16 protein-coding genes are annotated in these 22,564 nt (G+C 46.6%); 1 reads left to right on the top strand and 15 read right to left on the bottom strand.

The genetic code is table 11. The annotated features are described in order from the left end of the window. Positions 1–15: 15 nt before the first annotated feature. The 7 genes from glmS to INF30_RS06765 form a co-directional block, all read right to left on the bottom strand. Complete coding sequence (gene glmS, locus INF30_RS06795) at positions 16–1,842, bottom strand: glutamine--fructose-6-phosphate transaminase (isomerizing) (RefSeq protein WP_226394662.1); 1,827 nt, start codon at positions 1,840–1,842, stop codon at positions 16–18. A gap of 128 nt (positions 1,843–1,970) precedes the next feature. Next, a complete protein-coding gene (locus INF30_RS06790) occupies positions 1,971–3,560 on the bottom strand; it encodes a cohesin domain-containing protein (protein WP_226394661.1) in 1,590 nt (529 codons plus the stop codon). Between the two features lie 59 nt (positions 3,561–3,619). Next, on the bottom strand, positions 3,620–5,068 hold the full coding sequence (locus INF30_RS06785) for an LCP family protein (RefSeq protein ID WP_226394660.1): 1,449 nt from the start codon (positions 5,066–5,068) through the stop codon (positions 3,620–3,622). 82 nt (positions 5,069–5,150) lie between these two features. Next, positions 5,151–6,065 (bottom strand): glycosyltransferase, encoded by a 915-nt coding sequence (locus tag INF30_RS06780; protein ID WP_226394659.1) that lies wholly within the window; start codon positions 6,063–6,065, stop codon positions 5,151–5,153. After that, on the bottom strand, positions 6,049–7,377 hold the full coding sequence (locus INF30_RS06775; protein ID WP_226394658.1) for an O-antigen polymerase: 1,329 nt from the start codon (positions 7,375–7,377) through the stop codon (positions 6,049–6,051). Before INF30_RS06775 ends, INF30_RS06780 begins: the two co-directional genes overlap by 17 nt. Positions 7,378–7,382: 5 nt before the next feature. Then, positions 7,383–8,510 (bottom strand): LCP family protein, encoded by a 1,128-nt coding sequence (locus tag INF30_RS06770; RefSeq protein WP_226394657.1) that lies wholly within the window; start codon positions 8,508–8,510, stop codon positions 7,383–7,385. A gap of 25 nt (positions 8,511–8,535) precedes the next feature. Beyond that, positions 8,536–9,939, bottom strand: a complete 1,404-nt coding sequence (locus INF30_RS06765) for an undecaprenyl-phosphate glucose phosphotransferase (protein WP_076776996.1) — start codon at positions 9,937–9,939, stop codon at positions 8,536–8,538. A 243-nt stretch (positions 9,940–10,182) separates the two neighbouring features. Here INF30_RS06765 and INF30_RS06760 point away from each other — a divergent pair, with 243 nt between their 5' ends. After that, entirely contained in the window at positions 10,183–11,163 is a 981-nt protein-coding gene (locus INF30_RS06760; protein WP_226394656.1) for a glycosyltransferase family 2 protein, read from the top strand. A 121-nt stretch (positions 11,164–11,284) separates the two neighbouring features. On the opposite strand, the gene rfbC is transcribed toward INF30_RS06760, so the two are convergent. The 8 genes from rfbC to INF30_RS06720 all read right to left on the bottom strand — a co-directional run bounded on the left by rfbC (position 11,285) and on the right by INF30_RS06720 (position 22,523). After that, positions 11,285–11,893, bottom strand: a complete 609-nt coding sequence (gene rfbC / locus INF30_RS06755) for a dTDP-4-dehydrorhamnose 3,5-epimerase (protein ID WP_226394655.1) — start codon at positions 11,891–11,893, stop codon at positions 11,285–11,287. A 15-nt stretch (positions 11,894–11,908) separates the two neighbouring features. Continuing rightward, entirely contained in the window at positions 11,909–12,850 is a 942-nt protein-coding gene (gene rfbD, locus INF30_RS06750; RefSeq protein WP_191384169.1) for a dTDP-4-dehydrorhamnose reductase, read from the bottom strand. Beyond that, entirely contained in the window at positions 12,850–13,881 is a 1,032-nt protein-coding gene (gene rfbB / locus INF30_RS06745) for a dTDP-glucose 4,6-dehydratase (protein ID WP_191384170.1), read from the bottom strand. The genes rfbD and rfbB overlap by 1 nt, the downstream gene beginning before the upstream one ends. A 45-nt stretch (positions 13,882–13,926) precedes the next feature. Beyond that, positions 13,927–14,823: a glucose-1-phosphate thymidylyltransferase RfbA gene (gene rfbA / locus INF30_RS06740; RefSeq protein WP_076776986.1), complete on the bottom strand. Its 897-nt coding sequence runs from the start codon at positions 14,821–14,823 to the stop codon at positions 13,927–13,929. Between the two features lie 126 nt (positions 14,824–14,949). Beyond that, a complete protein-coding gene (locus INF30_RS06735) occupies positions 14,950–16,131 on the bottom strand; it encodes a MerR family transcriptional regulator (protein WP_226394654.1) in 1,182 nt (393 codons plus the stop codon). Between the two features lie 17 nt (positions 16,132–16,148). After that, the gene (locus INF30_RS06730) at positions 16,149–16,766 is read right to left on the bottom strand and encodes a GerMN domain-containing protein (RefSeq protein WP_226394653.1); all 618 of its coding nucleotides are present in this window, start codon (positions 16,764–16,766) and stop codon (positions 16,149–16,151) included. Positions 16,767–17,125: 359 nt separating this feature from the next. Then, positions 17,126–19,273: a polysaccharide pyruvyl transferase family protein gene (locus INF30_RS06725; protein ID WP_226394652.1), complete on the bottom strand. Its 2,148-nt coding sequence runs from the start codon at positions 19,271–19,273 to the stop codon at positions 17,126–17,128. A gap of 97 nt (positions 19,274–19,370) precedes the next feature. Continuing rightward, positions 19,371–22,523, bottom strand: coding sequence for a GBS Bsp-like repeat-containing protein (locus INF30_RS06720; RefSeq protein WP_226394651.1), 3,153 nt, complete (start codon positions 22,521–22,523; stop codon positions 19,371–19,373). Positions 22,524–22,564 lie beyond the last annotated feature (41 nt).

The following is a 22,564-nucleotide window of genomic DNA, read 5'->3' as shown; positions in this document are numbered from 1 at the left end:
CGTACTGCTGATATCTTACTCTACTGTGACAGATTTGGCAAGGTTTCTCGGCTTATCCACATCGCAGCCTCTGCCCACAGCCACGTAGTAGCCAAAGAGCTGCAGAGGGATAATGGCAAGGGAGTTGGTGAAGTATTTGTTGGTCTTGGGAATATAGACAACGTAGTCCGCCGCCTTCTCCACCTCTGTATTGTCCACATTGGTCACAGCCATGACAAAGGCTCCCCTTGTCCTGACCTCCACCATATTGCTGATGGTCTTTTTATAGAGTTCCTCCTGGGTCAGAACAGAGCACACCAAAGTTCCCTCCTCGATCAGCGAGATGGTTCCGTGCTTTAACTCCCCGGCCGCGTAGGCCTCAGAGTGGATGTAGGAGACCTCCTTGAGCTTCAGGGACCCTTCCAGGGAAATAGCGTAATCAATGCCCCTTCCGATAAAGAAGATACTGCGGGCCGCCAGATAGCGGTTGGCGAATTTCTGTATCTTGTTCTGATTGTTCAGCATCATTTCCACCTGGGCCGGCAGTTCCTTCAGCTCCTCGATCATCTCTGCAAGACCCTCATCGGACAGTTCTCCCCTGACATGGGCAAATTTCATAGCCAGGAGATAAAGAGCGATCAGCTGGGCGGAGTAGGCCTTTGTGGTGGCCACGGCGATCTCCGGTCCAGCCCACGTGTACATGACATTGTCCGCCTCCCTGGCAATGGAGCTTCCCACTACGTTTACGATACCAAGCACTCTCACGCCCTTGGACTTAGCCTCCCGCAGAGCCGCCAGCGTATCTGCCGTCTCTCCGGACTGGCTCACCACGATGAGGAGCGTGCCCTCCTCAAGGATAGGATCCCTGTAGCGGAACTCAGAAGCCAGATCCACCTCCACCGGGATCCTGGCCAGGCCCTCAAACACATACTTACTTGTCATGCCTGTGTGGTAGGCTGAACCGCAGGCAACGATCATGATCTTCCTTACAGCCTTGATATCCTCATCGCTCATGCCCAGCTCCTCGATCACGATCTTCCCGTCTTTCAACCTGGGAGAAAACGTATCGGTGATGGCCTTGGGCTGCTCATACATTTCCTTCAGCATGAAGTGCTCATATCCGCCCTTTTCTGCCGCATTGACATCCCAGTCAATGTGGACGGTCTCCTTGTCGATGGGCTCCTCATCCACATTAAAGAACTCCATCTGCTCTGCCGTCATGCGCACGATCTCTTCATTTTCTATAAAGACCACATCTCTTGTGTACTTCAGCACAGCCGGCACGTCAGAGGCAATGATGCTCCCTCCTTTTGTGTGCCCCACGATCAACGGACTGTCCTTGCGGACCGCATAGAGTTCATCCGGATGATCACTGAAAATGATACCCAGCGCATAAGATCCCTCCATGCGGTGCATTACCTTTGTGATGGCCCGCAGCGGGTTCCCATCGTAGTAATAATCCAGCAGCTGGGCGATGATCTCTGTGTCTGTCTCTGACACAAAGGTATAGCCTTTCTTCTCCAGCTTTTTCTTCAGTTTCAGATAATTCTCGATGATGCCGTTATGCACGACCGCAATGGTCCTGTCCTGATTAAAATGGGGGTGTGCGTTGGTGTCTGACGGCGCCCCGTGGGTGGCCCACCTTGTATGACCAATCCCCAAAGTGCCCGGCAGCATCTCTCCGCCGTGACTCAGCTCATTCAACACTTTCAGCCTTCCCTGTGCCTTCATCACATGGATCTCCTCCCCATCATAGACGGCAATGCCGGCGGAGTCATATCCTCTGTACTCCAGTTTCTCCAGTCCATCCAGCAAAATAGGCGCTGCCTGCTGGTCTCCGATATATCCTACAATTCCACACATAACTACTTCTCCTTATTATATTTGTACATATATCCATTTTTTTTGCACTATCAAGCTGTATTGTATCAAAAATACGGTCTCCTGTAAAGAAAAAGGAGAATGCAGTTTCCCACATTCTCCTTAAACTGTTAATCCAGATCAATGATGTCCATCTTAAAGGTGTCGTCTTCTTCCGCATGGCTGCGTCTCTCAGGCGCTTTCTTCGGCCTCTTTGCCGGCTCTCTCACCCGCGCATTCAGCAGAGCGTCAAGATCCTCAACATCTTCCTCATCGTCCACACGGCTGCGGCGGGACACATCTCCATAAGATCTCTTTCCCCCTCTTACGAAGGAATCATAGTCTTCCTCGTAATCCTCATCGTAGTCCTCTTCCTCATAGCTGTCGTACTCGTCGCCGTCCAGATCGTACTCATCATCGTCCTCGTAGTCAATACCATCCTCAAAGTCATCGTCCTCGTAGTCCTCAAAACCTTCATCAAAATCAGTCTCCTCAGCCTGAGGCTGCAGCTTGTCTTTCTTCCTGGACTTTTTGTCTGCCTTCTTGTCTTTCTTGTTTGCCGCTTTTTCCTGTTCCTCGTCCAGATCAATGCCGTACTCATCATAGAGATCATCCAGCTCCAGATTGCGGTGATGCAGCTTCACAAGAACCACGATCAGAATGATCACCACCAGCACAAAAAGCACACAGGCAGCAACCAGCACCCAGCGGAGGTTGTCCTGTATAAACTGGAGGATCGTTCCCAGTATACCGTCCGCTTCGCCGGACTCATCTGTGGAGATAGACAGCGGGCGCAGATATCTCTGGTAGGTACCGTCTGTTGTATCGTATTGATAGAGCACTTTGTTGCCATCGCTGTTCAGGCCGTACACCAGGTAGTACTCTGTATTGTTCGTATTCTGCCAGGCAGGGAACTCTTTGCCGTTCAGCGTAAGAGTTGTCTCCTGGTAACCGCCGGGAATATTCACTGTCCCATCATTCTGAAGAAGGATCAGATAGCGGTCTGTAGAAAGTTCTACCTCCTCAAAAGGAGAGAAGCTTCCATCATCTGTATTGTACAGGAAAAAGTCCCCTTCTCCTCCTGCCGCCGGGACAAGGTACATGGCTGTCGCACCGCTGGAAGCCTGGGTAACTACCGTGCATGTCTGTCCCTCGAACTGCATCTCTGACCGCTCAAAACCTCCCGGGATGATCGCGTCAGAGAAATCACCGGAGATCACGTAGGATGTACCGTTCACCTCCACCGACGGGCCGGAGGCTGCTGAAGTGTTCTGAATAAGAGACGGATCCCCGGGGCCGATGGTGATTGTAGACTGCCCTCTTGTCACGTCGATGGAATCTCCGTCCACATCTGTGCCGGATGCGGAAGAGATCTCGATCACTGTCGTCCCTTCCTGGAGGGCCTGGAATGTCATCGTAAAGTTCAGCTGTGTGGAAGTGCCGTCTCCCGCACCGCTCAGAGTCAGCGTGCCATTATTGTCCGTAACCTGGCCGCCTTCCACAAAACGCAGCATGGATGTATCGTATGTGAGGGTCGCCTCCGCCGACTGCACTGCCACAGTTCCCGTAAACGTGGCTGTCACTTCCACCTCAGCCCCTACCGTTGTGGAGGGGTCTGAAAAGCGAAGCTGTCCCGAAGATGCATATGCGGAAAAGGAAAACCCTGAAACCAGTATGCATACTGCCATCAATGCCATTAATGCTTTTCTCAATTTTTTCATTGTTCATTTTCCTCTTTATTCGTAATATTTCAATCTCTGTCAGCGCTCTTTCCTTCGTATCAGGATGCCACATCTCCGCCGCCAGAGCCGCTTCCGTCTCCGGTTCCGCCGCTGCCGCCGTCACTGCCGCTTCCGCCATCTCCGGTTCCGCCGCTGCCGCTGTCACTGCCGCTCCCACTATCTCCGGTTCCGCCGCTGCCGCCGGTACCGCTTCCATCTCCGCTTCCGCCGCTGCCGCCGGTTCCACTTCCATCTCCGGTTCCACCGCCGCCGGCGCCTCCACTTCCGCCGGTACCCGAGCCTCCGGTTCCGCTGCCGCCGGTCCATCCTGAATCGTCACTGTAGCCGTCATCATAACCGCCGCTGTAATCGTAGGAGGAGTCATCTTCGGGCTGCACCATGATCGCCTGGCTGTCCTCATCTGTATCAGCCACACGATCCCCGGCCTTGGCCACTATGTTTCCACTGATCGTGGACACAGTAGAGGAGGGGGTATATCCCGCTTCTGCCCCAAAGAAAAACTCGTGGAGCTGCTGCACGTTGCTCTCCAGCGTAACCGGGATAACCACACTTCCTATATTATTTAATGTATCTGTAGACTTGTCGAAAGGAAATCCTGTTGTCTCACCAAGTTTATAATCAAATGCATCCAGAGCATATTCCATGATTTCTGTGAGGGTAAAGTTGGTGGACACTTCCGGGAACACTTTATCGATGATCTTATTGATCTGTGAAAGACTTGCCCCCTGAAGCTTCTCGATCACTTTTGCGAGCACGTCCCTCTGTCGCTCCGCACGCTTAAAGTCGTCGCCGGCCGTGTAGCGGATGCGGGCATATGCTGTCGCCTGTACACCGTTCAGCGTCTGGAGCCCAGGCTCATTAACCCCACCCGAATCTTTTCCTGTAGCTTTGATGATCTCTACCGCATAACCATTTACATAGGGCAGTTCTTCTTCCGTGACATCAATTTCAATCCCCCCCACCGCATCGATCACATCGATCAGTGAATTGAAATTTACTGTCACATAGTGTTCTATGTCCATATCCAGGTTTTCATTCAGCATCGCCACGGCTGCTTCAGGACCTCCAAACGCGTAGGCCGAATTGGCCTTGTTCAGTGTCCCGTCACTCTGCTGCAAAAGCGTATCACGATATACCGAAGAGATCTTTACTTCCAATGTCTCCCGGTTTAGGCTGGCAATCATGATGGTGTCACTTCTTGTCCCCTCTCCCAGTTCATTCTCCCTGGAATCCACACCAAAAAGGGCAACATTGAGATATCCCGTCCCCCTCTGTCTGGCCTCCTCAGAAATATTCAGCTTGTCTGCATCAAGTTCCACTGTATCGATCTTTGCCAGCTTGCTGGCCAGCAGCACTGCACCGGCAGCTGCCACAACCAGAAAAGTCCCTCCGGCAATAGAAGCGATCTTTTTCCCGAGAGACCAGGAGGCAAACCCCCGATTTTTCTTTCTGCGTCCACGCCGGTAATGCTTTCTTTCTTTCGCCATTACTAAAATCCTTTCGCTAAAAAACTACATGATTTCCGAACATATCATTCTATACTATACATGATTTTTCCCAAAACTGCAATTATTTTTCCCAATAACTCTGGCTCATCGTACATTTTCTCACAAGCCAGAGCGGCAATTTCCGGTAACTGCGTCCAAGACGGTATCCCAAATATTTGCAGCCGCTGTGCCATACCAGTTTGGGGATCAGCCACCCTTTCTTCTCTCTCAGCAGATACCTGGCCGTACTTTTCACAAGACGAATGCCTTCGCTCTCCGAGGCGATCCCCGCAAATACTTCCGGGTGCTCCGCCTGGGAGACAGCCAGATCAAAATTCCGATGGAACTGCTGGAGCCCTGTATAATTGTGGGAATGGATCACCTGGGCATCAGCTGCATAAGCGATCATGTATCCTTTTTCGACCATGTGTCCTGCCAGGATCATATCCTCATTAAAGATCGTCTTCTTCTCAAAACCTCCGGTTTCCTCGTAAGCCTTTTTGCTGTAGGCCGCGCACACATCCGAGCAGAAGAACGTCTTGATCCCAAGGACCGGTATGTCCGCTTTTCCCTTCAGCCTCGACTTTTCCGGGTAATTAAAAGACCTGGTATACCGCTCAATGATATGGCAGTCCTTCCTTGGAAGCTGGCGGGCATATGCCGCCCCCACATCTTCTCTCTCAAAAGGGGCCGTCAAATGCTCTATGAGGAAGGGATCAGCCGGGACTGCATCCTGGGTCATAAAGACAACAATGTCCGCATCTGACTGGCGCATCCCCATATCTCTTGTGCCTCCGTGATCAAAATCTGCTTTCTCAATGTGGGTCACATGGATCCCCTGCTCTTCACAGAACTTTGCCGGAAAACGATCAGACACAGTATTGATCACATGGATCCTGTCCGGAAGACGGGTCTGCTTTTTCAGCCGGAAGATCAATTTCTCAAATTCTCTGTCCGGCTTGTAGACCGGAATGATCACTTCAATTTTCTCTGTCATCAGCAACTTTCCTTTCCTTTTTGCGATATCCAACAAAAAGATACATCACTGTAGTAAGCGCGAGCCAGAACCAGGTAGTAGGATTACTGAACCAGGTGGTAAAAAACGCCAGTCCCAGATAAATGGCAATCTGGCCATAAAAGAGACAGGCAACCGGGTTACCGCTTCTGTGTATCCAGCCTGTCAATTTCTTGGCTGCAAATCCGATAGCCAGCGCAAGGAGGAGGACTCCCACTATTCCGAAATCATAATACGCATCGTAGAACATGGTTAAAGTGGTAAGTTCCGGCTTAGTTATATAAATCGGACTTGTTGTCAGCTCTGGGAAAACGAACTTTAGCCCAGTCAGGGCAAATACCGGAAACAACATCCGCAGGCCATATGTATGTTCTGCGATCTGCTCTACCAGACAGTTGAAATTCTCAAAATTATTTGCCACATATATGTAGGGCTGCGTGACAAAAATAGGCGTATTACGATTCTTCATATCAAAAATGCCATTCAGATATTCCACATCATGGTTTCTCGCCACGGTAAGTCCGACATAAACAGGAACCATAATGGCCAGCAGAAGCAGCAGCACTTTCCAGTTCAGATTTTTGTTAGTCAGGATATAGACCACAACAGCAAACCCCACGGCAAACAAAAGCTGAAATCTGGACACGCACAGGATCGGAACCGCTACAGCTGTAAAATTTGCCAATCCAAGCAGCACCCAGTCTCTGGTGCTTTTCTTTTCTTTTGCCTTCCAGTAGAGAACGGTGATAGCCGGGACCAGTATGCAGCTGATAGTAAAGTAGTGCACACCCGACACGTGGAAATAAGAATAGGCGTGAGGTTCCTCCGAAAAGAGAGGGATAAAGCCCACTGCCAAAAATTCGATCAAAAAACAGATCCAGGATATGACTGCCAGCGCGCAGGCGCAGATCAGAAGTCTGTTTGCACTTATCGCATCACCCGAAATCTCTCTGTCCTCAGAGGGAGTCCTCTTCTGCAGGTATCCGGCACAAAAGCCGATGTAAGCCAAAAAAAAGCTCACCCAGGTCCAGACATTCCAATCTGTCTGGAGATTGCTCAACTGCAGGCAGGCAATCCCCTGTCCGCCCACCCAGGCCAGCACAAACAATCCTTTCATATCCACAAGATTTCCTGTCTCCCTGAAGCGGCAGATATAGACGCCAAGAGCGTAGACAATGAGAAGGAGAGCACTCAACACGTGCACTCCTCCCCTGGAGGCCAGGAAACTGCCAACATAAAAAGCCGCACAGATCACTGTCTCCACTATCAAATTACGAACTGCTTTTTCATTCATAGCATCTACTCATCTCCTGTATCTTCCGACTCCGTAAAATCCGACTGGATCGCCGCTGTGCCCGCATCTACTCCTGTAAGATAGACAATGTCATTGTCAATCTGCTGTACTGTCTCTGATGGAGTATAGTCTTTCTCCCCAAAAAGATATTCATGCAGGCGGCTGACATTAGATGAAAAATCAATAGGCACAACATAGGAACCGCTGTGGTTCAGCACATTTTCCGATGTAGTCACTTCAAACGGAAAGCCGGAAGTATCTACTATATTGTAATTCAGTGCATTAGCCGCAAACCCAAGCAGATCTGTCGAAGAAAAGCTGGTAGATACCTGAGGGAATACCTGGTCAATAATCTTGTTCAGCGTAGAAAAGCTGGCACTCTTCGCCTTCTCCACAACTTTTTCCAGCACGATCCGCTGTCTCTCTGTCCGCTTAAAATCGTTTCCATCTGTATACCGGATCCGGGCATATCCCACGGCGTGAACTCCGTCCAGAAGCTGCGTACCTGCCTCCTCTTTAATCTGAACCATCTCTTTTCCCGTCACCTGTGCAGTCTCAAAAGCATAGCCGTTGCACCAGAACGCCTCTTCTGCTGTCATCTCCACTTCTATGCCCCCAAGGAGATCGATCACATCCACAAGGGCGTTAAAATTCACACTGGCATAATTCTGAATATCCAGGTCAAAATTGCGGTTCAGCAGGCTGATTGCCTGCTCCACGCCTCCGGTATTATAGGCAGAATTCGCCTTCTCGTATGTACCGTCCGCCTGCTGAAGCAGCGTATCCCGGTAAACGGACACGAGTTTCACATCGCTGGTCTCGTTGTTGATGCTGGCGATCATAATGGTATCACTCTGGACGCCGCCCTCCAGCTCTCCCTCCCTGGAGTCAAGCCCAAACAGGGCAATGTTCGTGTACGGCCCTGTATCTTTATAAACATCCAGCTTGTTCTGGTCCAGAATATTGAAATCCAGTTTGTCCAGCTTGAATACACCGTAGGCCACAACTCCCAGAACTGCCAGGATGATCAGCTCGATCACAAGCACGATAATCCGTTTTCTTCTCTTTTTCTTACGAAGCTGACGCCGCTCCTCGCGGGTCAGCTTTTTCTGCAATCTCTTCTTCTTGCTCATTCTATCTCCTGTCATCTTCCGTTAACTAGTAAGCGTTCTTATTCACAAATCCCTTAAAGAACGTCATAATAATGATCTTGAAGTCAAAACCAAGAGTCCAGTTCTCAATATAGTACAGATCATGCTCGATCCGCTTCCGGATCGAGGTGTCTCCCCTGTATCCATTCACCTGTGCCCAGCCGGTCAGCCCCGGGCGCACCTGGTGCTTCACCATGTATCTGGGGATTTCCTCCTTAAACTGCTCAACAAACTGCGGGCGTTCAGGGCGCGGTCCCACCAGGCTCATATCTCCCTTCAGCACATTGACAAGCTGAGGCAGCTCATCGATGCTGGTCTTCCTTATAAACTTTCCAATGGGCGTCACTCTGGGATCGTTCTGGGTCGTCCAGGCCTTCTTCTCAGCAGATGCGTCCTGCACCACCATAGAACGGAACTTATACATATAGAAAGGCTTGTTCCGCATGCCGATCCGCTCCTGCTTGAAGATCAGAGGTCCGGGAGACGTAACTTTGATGATCACAGCCACCACAGCCATGACCGGTGAAAACAGGATCAGCGCCACCACTGCGCCAAAAAGATCCACACACCTCTTCATAAAGGCGTTCAGCCGGTTATTCAGGGGCACATGGCGTATATTGATCACAGGAAGTCCCAGTAGATCTTCCGTATATGGCTTGGTAGGGATGATATTGTTGTAATCCGGAATGAATTTGGTATGGACACCTGATTTTTCGCACATGCTGACAATCTTTGCCAGCTTATGGTATTCTGCAAGGCCCAGTGTGATGGCGATCTCATCCAGCCGGTTCTCTGGCAGAATGATGGACAGGTTGTCGATCCGTCCCAGCACCTTGATCCCCTTGTACTCTGTTCCCCTTGGCACATTGTCCGCAAGAATGCCCCGCACCGTGTACCCCCAGGAAGGGTTCGCCACCACCCTGTCAATATACGCCTCCGCAGCCTGGCTGTAACCGATCAGAAGGATCTGTTTCTGATTCAGCCCTTTTTTGCGGATACTGCGCAGCAGAATTCGGATCAGATTGCGCATAAGCGCCTCTGCAAAGACATTGACGCAGAAAAATACAAAGAGCATGCTTCGGGAGAAATTCTGCTCTTTTACAAGATAGAGGACAAGGATCAGCCCCATAAGACCAATAGCGTTGGCCTGCGTGATGTGCCAGATCTCCAGCCTGCGCCCCTGCACTCTCTTAGGGGTATAGAGCTGGAAAATATAGTACAGGATCAGATATCCCGGGATCACAAAGATGAGAACCCGTGTATATTCCTGCAGCGACAAATACCACGGCGAAGGCGGGAACACGCCAAACTTAAACCGGATATACCAGGCAAGCACATAAGATATACCGATGACACATGCATCCAGGACTACGTGCAGTCCATTCCAGAACCTTTGGTTGTCTTTTATCATTTTATAATTTCCTCAATTTTATATAAACATTATCATTATTTGACATACTGCTATCAAATCCTGTTCTATCATACACTAAATATAGTGAATGAACAAGACTTCCCCACACATTTTTTCTTAACATTTATTTAACACTTTTGAAATATTCATGAAGATCATATGGCAATTCGGCGCCGTCTCTGGTATAATCAATAAGTATTTAACATGAATCATCTGAAAAATCAGGAACAGAGGAAACAAATCATGCAAGTTACCATCGTTATTCCGAATTATAATGGGAAACATTTCATGAAGCCCTGTCTGGAATCATTGGACAGGCAGACCTGCAAAGATTTTGAGATCATTGTGGTGGACAACGCCTCCTCCGACGGGAGTATAGAATATATGAAAGAAACTTATCCGGATATCCACTGTATTGGGCTGGATAAGAATTATGGCTTCAGCCGGGCGGTAAATGAAGGGATCCGGGCCTCCCGCACTCCCTACGTCATCCTCCTGAACAACGATACCACTGTGGATCCCCACTATGTGGAAGAGATGTTGAAAGCCATCCGAAAATCAAAACGGATCTTCTCCGTCAGCAGCAAAATGGTCCAGATGTACCACCCGGAGCTCATAGACAGCGCCGGAGACCTCTACACCCTCATGGGCTGGGGCGTCTGCCGCGGCACCGGAAGACCGGTATCCAACTACACCGAGCCGGACGAAATCTTCACCGCCTGTGCCGGAGCAGCCATCTACCGCCGCTCTGCCTTTGAAAAAATCGGCTACTTTGACGAGTCCCACTTCGCCTACCTGGAAGATATCGACGTAGGTTACCGGGCAAAAATCTATGGATACAAAAATATGTACTGTCCTACTGCCCTTGTCTATCATGTAGGCAGCGGCACAAGCGGCTCCAAGTACAACTCCTTCAAGGTAAAATTATCCGCAAGGAACAGCGTGTATCTGAACTACAAGAACATGCCCCTGGCACAGCTGATCCTCAACTTCATCCCCCTGGCCCTGGGCTGGCTGGTCAAATCTATCTTCTTTATGAAAATCGGATTTGGCAAAGACTACCGGGAAGGGCTGAAAGAAGGATTTCAGACTCTCTCCAAACAGAAAAAAGTTCCCTTCCGGCTCCGCCATCTGGGAAACTACATTAAGATCGAGCTGGAGCTGATCGCCCACACCTTCGCCTACGCAAAGGACTGGTTCAGCAGAAAACTGGGACACAAATAAAACAATTTTGAAATGGGGACGTAATCCCTTTAAAAAGTATTACGTCCCCAATGCATTTTACTGGTGTACAATTGTGTACATCGCTCTGTCATTTCTTTAATTTTTCACACATTATGGCTAATTAGAAGTGAAATGTATCCTTCAGCACGGCCCACTTCTGGTCTTTCTCACTTAAGTTCAGTGCTGTGCCATCTGCCAGGTGATACCCCTCCGCAGAAGCGCTGCCCTGATACTCGCCCTCCAGCTGAGGCCAGGTAATGCCGATCTCCGGATCGTTCCAGGCAAGTCCGCCCTCGTCTCCCGGATGATAAAAGTCTGTACATTTGTAACAGAACTCGGCAATATCGCTGAGCACCAGGAATCCATGGGCAAATCCTTCCGGAATGTAGAACTGTTTCTTGTTCTCCTCTGTCAGCTCGATGCCGAACCATTTGCCATATGTCTCGCTGCCGCTTCTAAGATCCACTGCCACATCAAACACAGAACCTTTGATGACTCTCACCAGCTTGCCCTGGGGAAATTCTTTCTGGAAGTGAAGTCCCCTGAGAACACCCTTTGTGGAGCAGGACTGGTTGTCCTGCACAAATACCATGTCCAGACCGTTCTCCTCCATGTCCCTCTGGCTGTATGTCTCCATGAAGTATCCTCTGGCATCACCGTGCACAGCCGGTTCGATGACACAGAGCCCCTCAATGCCGCCTGCATTTTTCTCTACTTTGATCTGTCCCATTTTCCAAAAGCCTCCTTAGAATTCAATCTCTTTCAGATATCTTGCCAGCGCGTCCTGCCATGTGGGAAGAGGGGTAAAGCCATTGGCTGCAAGCTTGCTTTTATCCAGCCTGCTGTTGAAAGGCCTTGCCGCCTTGGACACACCGTACTCTGCCGTGGTCACCGGCTTCACGGTCAGACGGTCCTCACTGTACTCTGTGTGTCCCATCTCCACCGCCTGGCGGAAGATCTCTTTTGTAAAGTCATACCAGCTGATGTAGCCGCCCTCGTTGGTGGCATGATAGTAACCGTATTTCTCTGTCTCCAGCATGTCCACCAGAAGTCTTGCCAGATCAAATGTATACGTAGGTGTGCCGATCTGGTCATCCACTACCGTCAGCGTATCGTGAGTCTTACCCACATTCAGCATGGTCTTGATGAAATTCTTTCCGTTCTTACCGAACACCCAGGCAATGCGGACAATGAAGTACTTCTCCAGTGTCTCAGACACAGCCAGCTCTCCTGCCAGCTTTGTCTCTCCGTACACGTTCAGCGGTTTGTAGTCCTTGCAGTCCGGATCCCAGGGAGTCTCACCCTGGCCATCAAACACATAGTCCGTACTTAAGTAGATCATCTTGCAGTCCAGTTTTTTACATACCTGCGCAATATATTTTGTACCGTCCACATTGATGGCGTGCACTTTTTCTTTTTTATCTTCATCCTCGGCCAGATCCACTGCTGTCCAGGCTGCACAGTGCACCACTACATCCGGCTTCACTTCCGTGAGGACCTTCTCCACAGACGCCTGGTCTGTGATATCCATGGGCACATAGGGCATAGACTCCACCGGAGTGCCATCCTTGATGCCGCTGTACTCTTCCTTAATGTCAGAGCCGACTCCTTCATAGCCGCGGCCAGCCAGCTCATTCATCACATCATGCCCAAGCTGTCCTGCCACACCAGTCACAAATACTTTCATTATTTGATCTCCTCCCGGTTTCCGTACATTTTCTCATAATAGTTCTGATACTCTCCGGAAATGATGGTCTCCCACCACTCCTTGTTGTCCAGATACCACTGGATGGTTTTCTTGATGCCGTCTGCAAATTTTGTCTCCGGCAACCAGCCAAGCTCGTTGTGGATCTTTGTAGGATCGATGGCGTAGCGCATGTCATGTCCTTTTCTGTCCTCCACGTAGGTGATAAGGCTCTCCGGCTTTCCAAGCTCCTTGCAGATGATCTTTACGATATCAATATTCTTCATCTCGTTGTGGCCGCCGATATTGTAAACCTCGCCCACACGTCCCTTGTGGATGATAAGGTCAATGGCCTTGCAGTGGTCTTCCACGTAGAGCCAGTCCCGGACATTCTCGCCTTTTCCGTATACCGGCAGAGGCTTGTCGTTCAGCGCGTTGGCGATCATCAGCGGGATCAGCTTCTCCGGGAAATGATAAGGACCATAGTTGTTGGAGCAGCGGCTGATAGTCACAGGCAGGCCGTATGTTCTGTGATAAGCCAGCACCAGAAGGTCTGCAGCTGCCTTGGAAGAACTGTAGGGGCTGCTTGTGTGGATCGGTGTCTCCTCTGTAAAGAACAGATCCGGGCGGTCCAGCGGCAGATCGCCGTACACCTCGTCTGTAGATACCTGGTGGTATCTCTGGATACCATATTTGCGGCATGCATCCATAAGCACTGCAGTTCCTTTAATGTTTGTATCAAGGAACACTTCAGGGTTCTCGATGGAACGGTCTACATGGCTCTCAGCAGCAAAGTTCACCACCATATCCGGATGCTCTTCCTCAAACAATTTATATACTGCCTCGCGGTCTGTGATGCTGGCCTTCACAAAACGGAAATTCGGGTTGTCCATGACAGGCGCCAGTGTGGACAGATTTCCTGCGTATGTCAGACAGTCCAGACAGATGATCCGGTAGTCCGGATACTTATTTAACATGTGAAATACAAAATTGCTCCCGATAAATCCGGCTCCGCCGGTTACAATAATATTCATAGTGTTTCTTCTCCTTTATGCTGCTTGTTTTTTTCGTATTCGTAATTAGTACAGGTTCTCCTGGTACTTGCCGTCCAGGACATCTTTCAGATACTGGCCGTACTGGTTCTTCTTCAGAACTTCGTACACTTCCATCACATCCTCCCTGGAAATCCAGCCATTTAAGTAGGCAATCTCCTCCAGGCAGGCAATCTTGCGGTGCTGGTGGGTCTCCATGGTCTTAACAAAGTTGGTGGCATCCACAAGGCTCTCATGAGTTCCTGTGTCCAGCCAGGTAAAGCCCTGTCCCAGAAGCTCCACATTGAGCTGACCGTCTTCCAGATAAATGCGGTTCAGATCTGTGATCTCCAGCTCTCCCCGCTTGCCGGGTTTTAAGCCTTTGGCGTACTCTACCACTTTATTATCATAGAAGTATAATCCGGTAACACAGTAGTTACTCTTTGGATGCTCCGGCTTCTCCTCGATGGAGATCGCTTTCCCTTCCTTGTTGAACTCCACGATACCGAAACGCTCCGGATCATCTACATAGTAGCCGAACACTGTGGCTCCCTTGCCTTCCTCTGCATTTTTTACGGCGGCACGAAGTCTCTTGTTCAGTCCGTGTCCCGCAAAAATGTTGTCTCCCAGCACCATGGCTACCGTATCGTCGCCGATGAACTCCTCGCCAATGATAAACGCCTGGGCCAGTCCGTCCGGACTTGGCTGCACCGCATAGGAAAGCTGCACGCCAAACTGATGCCCGTCCCCCAGCAGCTCTTTAAATCTGGGTGTATCCTGGGGTGTGGAGATGATCAGAATATCCCGGATGCCTGCATTCATGAGAACAGACATGGGATAGTAGATCATCGGCTTGTCATAGATAGGCAGAAGCTGCTTGGATGTAACCATGGTGAGAGGATAGAGGCGTGTGCCGGATCCTCCTGCTAAAATAATACCTTTCATTTCAAAACCTCCTTGGTACCCTGTATCTGGTATTTCTGATAAGCCGTATCTTATTAGTTTAATTGCATTATAAAAGGTGACCTTAGGTCACCTTCAAGTGTTTTTTAACATTTTGTAATAATTTAGTCATTTTGCACAAATAAAAACTCCTGCATCCTTCGTGATCCGGAATCCTTCCGCAGTCTTCTTCTTCACAAATGCCCGGAAGTCATTATACTTTTCACCTATATACTGGCCCTGGTTCCCGTGACAGGAAAGCACATAAGAGATAAGAGGCTCCGGTTCCGTGACAAAAAGGCAGTCCCGGTACTGCTTCCACTCCACTTTAGCGAAACTCTTCTCCAGCAGTTCTTCCCCATTTTCTTTTCCAAACTTCTCATACAGCTTGTCCGCAGACAGAACGATCTTCTCATCAAACTCCTGCACCAGCCGGCTGACTTCTTTCATATGCTCCCGCCCATAGGTACTGCAGACAAACCTTCCGCCAGGTTTCAGCACTCGTTTTACTTCCCGGCACACAGCCTGCACATCCTGGCAGTAGAAAAGCACGTGATTGGCGATCACAAGGTCAAACTGCTCCTCCCTATACGGTATACGATGACAGTCAAAACTCCGAAAAGAAAATCTTCCATCTCCTGTCCCGATGGCACGCCTGGCGTCCCTCAGCATCCCCTCCGAGATATCCGAAAGGGTCACCGCCACATGTCCCGGGAGTTTCTCCTTATTTTCTGTCCAGAGAGTCCCATCCCCGCATCCCAGCTCCAGGATCTTCATCCCATCCTCCATACACAGGTTTTCATAGATCCAGGGAAACCACCCCTGCCTGTTCTGTGCATAGAGGCTGTGAAGATTGATCCTGGCAGCAATATTTGTGGCGCTTTTATACTGGTTCTTAAAGCTCTTCTCCATCCCGGTAAGATGGATCAGATCCAGCATCCTGCTCCAGTCCACGGCATGCTCCTCCCGGATAGCCGTGGTCGTATCCTCAATGGCCTGTTCCACAAGTTGCATCTGCTCGATCCTGTCCTGTATCAGTTTCTTCTGGATGTCCAGAGAATTCAGCATAAAGTGATAATCCGTGTCCGCAATGGTCATCTCCCGGATATCATCCAGGGAGAACCCCAGATACTTCAAAAGGAGGATCTGCTGCAGCCTTGCAAAATCCTCATCTGTATAAAAACGTGCCCCCGCATCCGTTACATACGAGGGCTTTAAAATATTCTGCTTGTCATAGTAGCGGATCGTCCGCAGGGTCACCTGGGCCATGCGGGCGAACTCGCCGGATGAATAATAACCTGGTTTCTTCATGTCCTGCTCCCCAAGCCTTACTCAAATCTGGCCAGATACCCCGGATACTCGGCGTGTCCTGTGGACAGCACTTCCTCATCCACCGTGATCCGGATCTGCTCGCACTCATAAGCATCCAGGAATGTATTCACAAGAGCGCCAACCGTATAGTACTCTCCTGTACTTCCCATATTGGAAACATATGCAGCAAACGCGCTGTTCAGATCCAGCTCGATACTTGCCTTTCCATCCACTGTATTCACAGTAAATGAATTTTCCGCAACATCAGCAGTCAATGCTCCCTGAGAAACCAGAGCCCCAAGCACCGCTTCCGGTGAGAGGGATGGAATGGACACTTCAGAAGACTCAAAAGCCGTGGCATCCGCATTACTGTAATAGACAGTGATCGTTGCCGTCTCAGCTGCCGGTTCCTGCACAGGGGTCTGCGTATCCTGGCCGTCTTCCGACTCCTGCTGAGGCTCCTCATTCTCTGTCTCCGTGTCTTCCACCTCTCCCGGCTCTTCTTCTTTCTGCTCTTCTGTCTGCGTATCGGAAGTGTCAGAGAGCTCCTGGCTGTCACCTGAATTCTTTCCACAGGCCGTCAGGGAAAAAACCAGAGTTATTAGTAAGATTGTTGTTATCAGTTTGGATTTCATTATGCTTGTCCTCCGTTTGTGAAGAATGGTCTGAAGAAATTATAAGCGGATTTGGCAGTTATGTCCAGTGTAGTTAGTGTGAATTTTACTCGCTTATTTAAAATAAACATTTCAAATAAATACACCTTACATCTTCTTAATGTAAAATTCTTCTCTTCATCTGCTATATTTTAATTCTGGCCTAGAACTCCTGAATCTTTTTCTTTTCCATCAGCATCCCTTTATACTGCTCTACAGATTCTTCTTTTTCTAATTTCAATTAAACAAATAACAAATAGTAAAATTCTCATTAGCAAGTGTTCTTTCCCACTCCCCCTTATTTAATATTCTTTCCATGTAACTACCGCTCTTTTATCTTCTTATAACTCTTTTTTTATTATTTCAGCAAGAAAACTATAGTATTTATCCAATTTTTTTACGCTATATTCTCCCTTTTCCTCGTATAAATACAGTTTTCTCATTGATTCTTCCAGATTCCCTAAACTATCTACAAAAGATATATATGGTAATTCCCTAATCCACTTATAACATCCTCTTATCTTCGAGTTATAATTATCCAATACCAAACATGGCGTACCAGTAATGGCAGCAAAAATCATTCCATGCATTCTATCTGTAACAATTAATTTAGAGGAACTTAAAAGCTCCAAAAACTCATCAACATATCGTTCTCTGCCATCGACTGGAATATTATATTGTTTTTGAGTGTCAACATAACAAACATCTTCTGTCAAGCTGTGAGCAATCAAGTTTATAGCCTGCTCCTCTCGGTCGCTTAAAATCCTTTCAATATCATTTCTCAAACACAAAACTATCTTTTCCTGTCTTTGTATACGCTTTCTCTTTTCGCTAAAAAGTACCATGTCTGGAACCAAATACACATCACAGTTATAAAGATTATCTTTAGCGAATTTATAGGACCTCTGTTCTCTTGTAAAAAGAACAAGCTTTTTGTGCGCATTATATATCATTTGAGTTTTTTCCACTTCAGCTTCCATATTTTCTAGTTGAGGAGTAAAATAAATAGTTTGCGGGAAAATAATAATCATGTTTTCAGGCCATGTTTTAATTATATCCCTTCGTATCTCTTCTGCAACTGGATATTGATTTCCAATATTTCCTCCCCCATGGCCTAAAATAATATCCTTTTTCCTTATTTTGAGATATAGTTCATCTTTCTTGGAATAATATTGCGAAACAGGAATTTCAACAACTTCAATTTTAGGGAAAAATTTCTTCAAAAAAGATCTTTCCGCTATAGCAATGGCATGATCCCCCAGATTACCATAATCTTCAGTTCCTAATAAATAAAATTTGGGTGGCAACAAATTTTCCTTAAAGTTTTTGCATTTGTTTACTCCATAGCGTACAGGAGCTGTAATCCTCCAACTTTTTGTACTTTCATATTCTGCACGTATTCTTTGTTCCGCCTCTATAATACTTCTATTAATTTCCTGTTTTAAATTCTCTATTTTCTTTTCATACTCTTCAGATTCCTTCCTTATAAAATTATCATAAAACAAATGCTGCGAATTGATTCTATAAAAATCCTTGGGAGTAAAATTGTATTTTTCCTTCAACAAATTAGCTCCCTCATCTTTCGCAAATATTCGTTCCAGCATCTCTATACCAATAGGATATAATCGCTTTGTGTGATCGAATTTCAAACACAAAAATGCCTTTTCACACAATAATTCCATCGGACTCTTCGCCTCTTGCATAATAAAAAGCTCTTTAAAATATTTAACAAAATCCTCATCTGAGATATTTTGAAAAAAACGATATACACTCATTAAGTATTCATTATAAAATCGAGTATCATTCAATTCTGTACTCGTACTAATACTCTTTTCATCATTTGGCATCCATCTGTATCTTACCAATTCCTCTGATAAAACATATAAATTATACTTCAAAGCAATTCTCATCCAAAGTTCATAATCCTGACCTTGAACTAGTGCCAAATTATATTTTCCCACTTGATCAAGGACCTGCTTTCTAATTACGACAGACGGATGCGAGAGACAATTACCGCTAAACACAAAAAAATGTAACCACTCTTTTTGTGTTTTAAACACAGGCCGAAACAAATTGTACACTTCTCTATATTGTTCGTTAACAATTTCCCCCTCTCTATTTATTAATTTCACATATGTGAAGCACGCTCCTACCTCCAGATCTTCTTCTAATACTTTTATCTGTTTCTCTAACTTCTCTTTTTCCCAAATGTCATCACTATCAATTCGTGCAATAAACTCGCCCCTTGCAACACTCACTCCCTTATTTAACGCAGCACAAATATGTCCGTTCTCAGACAAACATATTGTTTTGATTCTTTCATCGTTAAAACTTTCGATTATTTCTCTCGAATTATCTGTCGATGCATCATCAATTATAATAAGCTCTAACTTTCTATATGTCTGACTAATAACACTCTCAATACTTTTTTTTAAAAAAGTCCCCCCATTATAATTTGGCAAAATTACGCTAACTAATTCTTTTTCCATAAACTCCTTATTGTGTTTTAACACTTTCTCCTTCCCGTTTTAATCCCATTCACTTTATACATTCACACAATAGTCGACATATAAGCCAATCACTTACTTAATGATAAACCACTACCGTCGTCCCAGACGGAATTGTATCATAAATCCATTTAGCATTATTAATATCAAGCCTTACACACCCATGCGACAGACCCATTCCAAGTCTTCCATCCATCAAAGAACCATTATATCTGTTATAAAGCACAGAATGGAACAAATAATCTCCGTAAAACTGTGTCCACCAGTAACATATTGCATCACCAGAATAAAAATGATGTCCCCTGCTTCCCACTCGGAACACTCCCTCTACCGTAGGAGTACTTGCTTTGCCATCAGAACAGTCCCAATACTGAATACATCTCCAATTCCCCTGCCATCCCTGGAATATTCCAACTTTATGCGTTGTCCTGTTGACAAGTGCAATATATCCAGTAGTACTGGAATATGAATTAGCTTTCAGTCCCATCATTTCTTGATCAGTAGGTATTTTACTCAAAGAATATGCTGTAGCTCCTACAGACTTCCTCACTCCATTCTTCGTCACATACGCATGTGTCGTATAGTTGCCACCACTACTATGGTTCGCACTGTCAACAACTGTACTCCACGTACCATTTCCGTGATTAGTACCTCCATACCACACAATATCATCCTGACCGTTCTCATCACTCCAGGTGGGAAATTGCACAAGTTCACCGTCAGCTCCCAACAACCATACTCTTCTCTGTGTATCGCTTACGTGCTCATTATACAAATAATTACTTGGGCTAATATTCTGAATAGTGGATGAGCTAACTCCAACTCTGACGCCATTTCCCATTGTAACATATACGTGAATCTTGTAATCCCCAAAATGATATCGATGATTTTTAACATTCATTATGGTAGTATATACGCCTTCTCCCAGCTTTGAGGCCTCATACCATGCTATGTCGCTCTGGTCTTCTGAACACCACATAGGCATTTCAACCTTCTCTATCCCAGAAGGCGCCATAAGCCCAGAAATTGTCACCCGGAATGTTCCCTTTGTGCCATCCACCTCCGAAGTCACTACATTTGCATATACAGGAACACTGGACACTTCAAAACTAGTTCTTCCCAGCCCAACCATTTCACCACTCTGGGTCACACAATATATATGCACATTATACAATCCCGTTTCACCGTGGTTACGGATTTTTACATTTAATGAGTAATTACCATCCGACCGATAGCTCAAGGTATGCCATGCCAAATCATTCTGGCCATTCTTGTCTCCCCACACGGCAATACGTAATTCCTTTTCTCGCACCGGAACTTGAAGTCCCTCAATAGAGACCGTGAAGATCGACTCCGTACCATCTTTATCTTCTGCCCGTAAGTTTCTCATCTCTGCGGACATGTCACAGACTGTTGTTCCCACTCCGCTTAATCCACCCGTTATATCTTCTACATAACAATGGACATTATATCTCCCAATATTGTATCTGTGATCTCTAATATCTACTTCAACGACATACTCACCTTTCAAAGTTTTTCTGGCATTATACCAGACAAGGTCGCTTTGATCTGTTTTTGACCACACGGGGATTTTTACATTCTTTATCAAATCCGCATTTTCAATATCTGAAACTTTGACAGTAAAGCGTCCCGCTGTTTTGTCAACAGACTCAATTTCAAAATTATTAATATAAGGTGCTTCTGTTGTAAAATCAGCGCTTACTAAAGCAATCTGATCTCCATTTTTCTTCTTCGCATATGCATGAACATTGTATTTTCCTAATCCTCTATGATGACTTAAATCAAGTGTATAGGCAAAGTTCCCTTCTGAATTTTTAGCAACTGTATACCAAATCAGATCATCCTGTCCGTTGTTTTCACTCCACACTGGAAAAAGCACTTCTGATACACCGCCAGGAATCATAAGATCTTTTAACACAATACGGTATTTATTATCGTTGACCTCTTCAATCTGCAAATTCCCTTTTTGTTCTCCCAGAGTGCATTCTGTTCTACCAGCAAAATATTGATATCCAGTAGCATCTGCTATATATGCGTGAACATTATACAGTCCGCCCATATACCTGTGATTTTTTATATTGACATTCAATTCATATGTTTCATCAGGCCTCTTCTGGGCACCATACCACACCAGATCATCCTGCCCATTTTTCTCACTCCACACTGGGATTAAAATCTCATTAATCAACTCCGGGTCGGCTACATCTTTTATCTTTATAGTAAAAGTACCTTCCGCTTCATTTAAATTCTCTATTTCTATATTGCCAATCCGAGGTTGATCAATAGTGAATTCATACGCTCCCATTTCCTGCATCGAATTACCTTTTGTTCGCGCATACACATGTACATTATATTTTCCTAATGCTCTGTGATTTTTCACAGACCAGTTATATCTATAAGATCCATCTGTCTGTTTTGCAGCATCATACCAAATCAGATCATCCTGTCCGCCATTTTCACTCCACACGGCAAACATGATAGCATCTTCTCCACCAGGCACCATCACCTCTTCCAACACAAAAGAATATGCCCCTGCATTTTCCGTCTTCGAAATCTTCAGTTCAGAATTTTCAACATTTATTACATATTCCGCAGAGCCCAGTCCAATCTGTTCTCCTGACTCAAGTACTGCATATACATCAACAATATATTTCCCCAGAGAATAGTTATGGTCTGATATGCTCACACCTGTACAATATTCCCCATTTTCTTCATCTTCCACAACCTTCCAAACAAGGTCATCCTGACCTCCTTGCTCGCTCCATACTGCAAAGCGTACATCCCGAATTACATTTATATCGGAAAATCCGTATGCTCGCGCTAAAAATGTCCCTCTCTCCCTATCTTCATTCGAAATATCAACATTTGCCGTAATATCCGCATCCTGCTCATTTAGTGGCGGCTGTTTATCCAAATTACTATCTATGTTTTGCGGAGGCAAAGAAGAATTACTGCTGTCATTCAATGAATTTTTTTCTTCGCTTTTTTTACCATTTTCATTTATGTCTTCTTCACTTTGTAAATCTTCCTGTTCCCCTTCTTCCCCTACCCCTGCGTTGTCAATCTCACTATCTTCGACTAGCTCATCTGTATCTCCCGTCTGCACTTCATCTTGTGTGGCTGCCACATCTTCCGCCTGCAGCGTTATTACCCCCGAAAACAAACAAAAGGCCATAATAAGCGCTGTCATCCTAAGCAATTTCTTTTTCATTTCCCTTCCCTCCTACTAGATTGGGTGGCATCAGAACCACC

Origin of the sequence: Claveliimonas monacensis, from assembly GCF_014982975.1 — a bacterium.
GTDB classification, from domain to species: domain Bacteria; phylum Bacillota; class Clostridia; order Lachnospirales; family Lachnospiraceae; genus Claveliimonas; species Claveliimonas monacensis.
This window is presented reverse-complemented; position numbering and strand designations above follow the sequence as displayed.